The organism is Ignavibacteria bacterium (assembly GCA_016873775.1).
In the GTDB taxonomy this organism is placed as follows: domain Bacteria; phylum Bacteroidota; class Ignavibacteria; order UBA10030; family F1-140-MAGs086; genus JAGXRH01.
In genome coordinates this window covers 1-3,457 of the sequence record VGWC01000123.1, presented here as the reverse complement: position 1 = coordinate 3,457, position 3,457 = coordinate 1, and the positions used below count along the sequence as shown (strand labels likewise).

Annotated in this window: 4 protein-coding genes; all 4 read left to right on the top strand. The window is 39.5% G+C overall.

The annotated features are described in order from the left end of the window. Positions 1 to 434: 434 nt before the first annotated feature. Positions 435 to 677, top strand: a complete 243-nt coding sequence (locus FJ218_11110; protein ID MBM4167449.1) for a hypothetical protein — start codon at positions 435 to 437, stop codon at positions 675 to 677. Beyond that, positions 674 to 805, top strand: coding sequence for a type II toxin-antitoxin system VapC family toxin (locus tag FJ218_11105; protein MBM4167448.1), 132 nt, complete (start codon positions 674 to 676; stop codon positions 803 to 805). Before FJ218_11110 ends, FJ218_11105 begins: the two co-directional genes overlap by 4 nt. Before the next feature lie 107 nt (positions 806 to 912). Next, entirely contained in the window at positions 913 to 2,451 is a 1,539-nt protein-coding gene (locus FJ218_11100; GenBank protein ID MBM4167447.1) for an NADH-quinone oxidoreductase subunit M, read from the top strand. Positions 2,452 to 2,520: 69 nt separating this feature from the next. Next, the coding region (locus FJ218_11095) for a sodium:proton antiporter (GenBank protein MBM4167446.1) at positions 2,521 to 3,457 on the top strand (937 nt) is incomplete at its 3' end.

Here is a 3,457-nt window from a genome sequence, read left to right as displayed (position 1 = left end):
AGCGCAATTTCGTTTACCGCTTCATCACGAAGGTTCACATTCAATGGAATATATATTGATGGCTGTTTCTGTTGCAATCGCAGTAACAAGTATTTTCTTTGCAAGAAAAAAATATGTTGCGCAAACACTTCCTGTCGAAAATAATTCACAGGGATTTCGAAAACTGCTCTGGAACAAATATTATGTTGATGAGATTTACAATTTCTTTTTCGTCAATTCTACATTTAAACTTTCGGAAAGTTTTTTGTGGAAAATTTTCGATACAAAAATTGTTGATGGCATTGTGAACGGAACTGCATCGCTCATTGCAATCATCAGCGGACAACTTCGGAAAATACAAGTTGGTGTAGCGCAAAGTTACGCCGCCGCATTTGTCGTTGGAATAATCGTCATCGTTGGAATTTTGTTGATGTAAAATAAATCGAATTTAAATTATGATAGCAGTAAACGGAACATACTATAATGGACAACTTCAAATAGAAGAAGAGGTCAAAACTTTAAAACCTGTAAAAGTTGTTGTAACTTTTCTTGATGATGTAGAAAAAATTAAACATTCTCCAAAAAGAAAGCGACTTCAACTTTCAGATTTTTCTTTCGCTGAATCTCGTGAATTATTGAAAGATATGAAAGGAAGTTTGAGCGAAGCAGTTATTGAAGAGCGACGAAGTTATTTATGAAATTATTTCTCGATACTTCTTCGCTTGTGAAATTATATTGTATCGAAGAAGGAAGTTCTGACGTAGATTCATTGTTTTCGAACTTTGGATGCAATAGAATTGGCTTCAGCAATTTCAGTTCGGAATGAAGTAGAGTTATATCATACTTCAGATTTATTGTTGCAAAAGTTATTTATAGAAGAAAAATTATCAATGAAATAATTACAATCTTCCACCTAACACCTAAAATCAAATCGTGCAATTTCACCTTCTCTCATATCTCATTCTCACACCGCTTGTTGGCGGAGTGTTACTTTTATTTTTGAACAAAGAACAAGAAGCCGCGGCAAAAACATTAGCGCTTGCGATCAGTATCGGCGTGTTTGTAATGTCGCTGTTTGCATATTTCCAGTTCGATGTTACAAAAACAGAAATGCAATTCGTTGAAAACATTCCTTGGATTGCATCGCTCAATATCGGCTGGCATCTCGGCATTGATGGAATTTCACTGCTTCTTATTTTACTCACAACATTTCTCACTCCCATCGCGCTTCTTTCATCTTGGAATTCGATTACAAAAAATGTCAAACAATTTGTTGCGATGTTTTTGTTTCTCGAAGTTGGAATGTTGGGCGTATTTTGTTCGCTTGATTTATTTCTCTTCTACATTTTTTGGGAAGCGATGCTCATTCCGATGTATTTTATTATCGGGATTTGGGGAGGCGAGCAGCGAGTGTATGCCGCAGTTAAATTTTTTCTTTTTACGATGTTCGGAAGTTTGTTGATGCTCGTTGCAATTTTGTGGCTTGGATATTATTCTTCAACAATGCCGAACGGAGTGTTCACCGTGAATTACGAAGAACTTTTAAAAATCGCGCCGACAATTCCCGCAACAATTCAATTGTGGTTGTTTGCTGCGTTCGCATTGAGTTTTGCAATTAAAGTTCCGTTGTTCCCATTTCACACGTGGCTTCCCGATGCGCACGTTCAAGCGCCAACTGCGGGAAGCGTCATTCTCGCCGGCGTATTATTGAAAATGGGAACGTATGGAATGTTGCGATTTTGCATTCCGCTGTTTCCGCAGGCATCAATCACGTTTGCTCCGTATTTATCAATGCTTGCAGTTATCGGAATCATTTACGGCGCGCTCGTTTCAATGGTGCAGCCCGATATGAAAAAACTTGTCGCGTATTCTTCCGTGAGCCATTTGGGATTTGTCGTGCTGGGAATTTTTTCCGGCACCGAAGAAGGAATTCAAGGCGCAACGATTCAGATGATTAACCACGGACTTTCGACGGGATGTTTGTTTTTGCTCGTCGGAATGATTTACGATAGACGACACACGCGGCTCATTTCCGAGTTCGGCGGAATTGCAAAAGTGATGCCGATTTTTGCGACGCTGTTTATGCTCGTTACACTTTCTTCTGCGGGACTTCCGGGACTCAACGGATTCGTCGGTGAGTTTTTGATTTTGCTCGGCGCATTCAAATCCACGTTGCTTGCAAACAAAGCGTATGCAATTCTTTCCGCAACGGGTGTCATTCTCGCCGCAGTGTATTTGCTCTGGATGTATCAGCGCGTTATTTTCGGGAACATAACGAACGAAAAAAATAAATCGCTTGTGGATTTATCAATGCGGGAAATTTTTGTCCTCGCTCTTCCGCTTATTTTCATTGTGTGGCTCGGCATCTATCCGTCAACATTTATGAAACTCTCTTCTACCGCATCGAAAGTTGTAGTGGAGAAAATTCACGGGATGACGAATATGGCTCACGCAAAGACACAAAGTCGCTGAGTAATTTCTTTGTTGATTTTGTCTGTGGTTCATTTAACGACTTTGCGTGAGATATTTTACATATAAATGATGTTTATAAAACTTTTCTCCCTTTTACTCCTTACCATTTTTCCCACTTCATTTCTTTTTACTCAGGAAGAAATTGCAAACACAATCGCTCCAACGCCGTGGATGATTGTGCCGTTTGTGTTGTTGCTGCTTGCGATTGCGTTGATGCCGTTTATCAACAAACACTGGTGGGAAAAATTTTATCCGCACGTTGCAATTGGTTTGGGATGCATAACACTTTTCTACTACTTTTTTATTTTTGGTGATGTTGAGCGTGTTGTTCATACAGGAATTGAATATGTAAGTTTCATCGTTCTTATCGGTTCATTGTTTGTTGTCGCAGGAGGAATTCACATTCGCATCAAAGGACGTTCGACTCCGATGCGTAATGTTGTGTTGCTCGGAATTGGCGCAGTCGTTTCCAATCTCATCGGAACAACCGGCGCATCAATGCTTCTCATTCGTCCGTACATTCGCTCGAACAAATATCGCATCAGCGGATTTCACATTGTCTTTTTTATTTTTATCGTCAGCAATATTGGCGGCGCATTAACTCCGATTGGCGACCCGCCGTTGTTTCTCGGTTATTTGAAAGGCATTCCATTTTTCTGGGTGTTGGAAAATGTGTATCTCGAATGGCTCCTGACAATCGGTTTGGTTCTTTCTATATTTTTTGTCTTTGATTATATATCATTCAAAAAATTACCGGACAGAATGGAGCATGAAATCGAGGCAATAGAAGAAGAAGCGGAAATAACGGGAATGCATAACATACTTTTTCTTGTTGTCATTCTTGGTTCTGTGTTTATTCAGAAACCAATGTTTGTCCGCGAGTTGCTGATGGTTGCGGCGGCTGTAGGTTCTTATTTCACAACGAGAAAAGAGATTCACGAAAAGAATGATTTTAATTTTCTCCCGATAAAAGAAGTAGCATTATTATTCATTGGAATTTTTGCAA

Bases quoted from the DNA above. Each gene is read 5' to 3' on its own strand.
- FJ218_11110 (MBM4167449.1), top strand. From the start codon at position 435: ATGATAGCAGTAAACGGAACATACTATAATGGACAACTTCAAATAGAA.
- FJ218_11105 (MBM4167448.1), top strand. From the start codon at position 674: ATGAAATTATTTCTCGATACTTCTTCGCTTGTGAAATTATATTGTATC.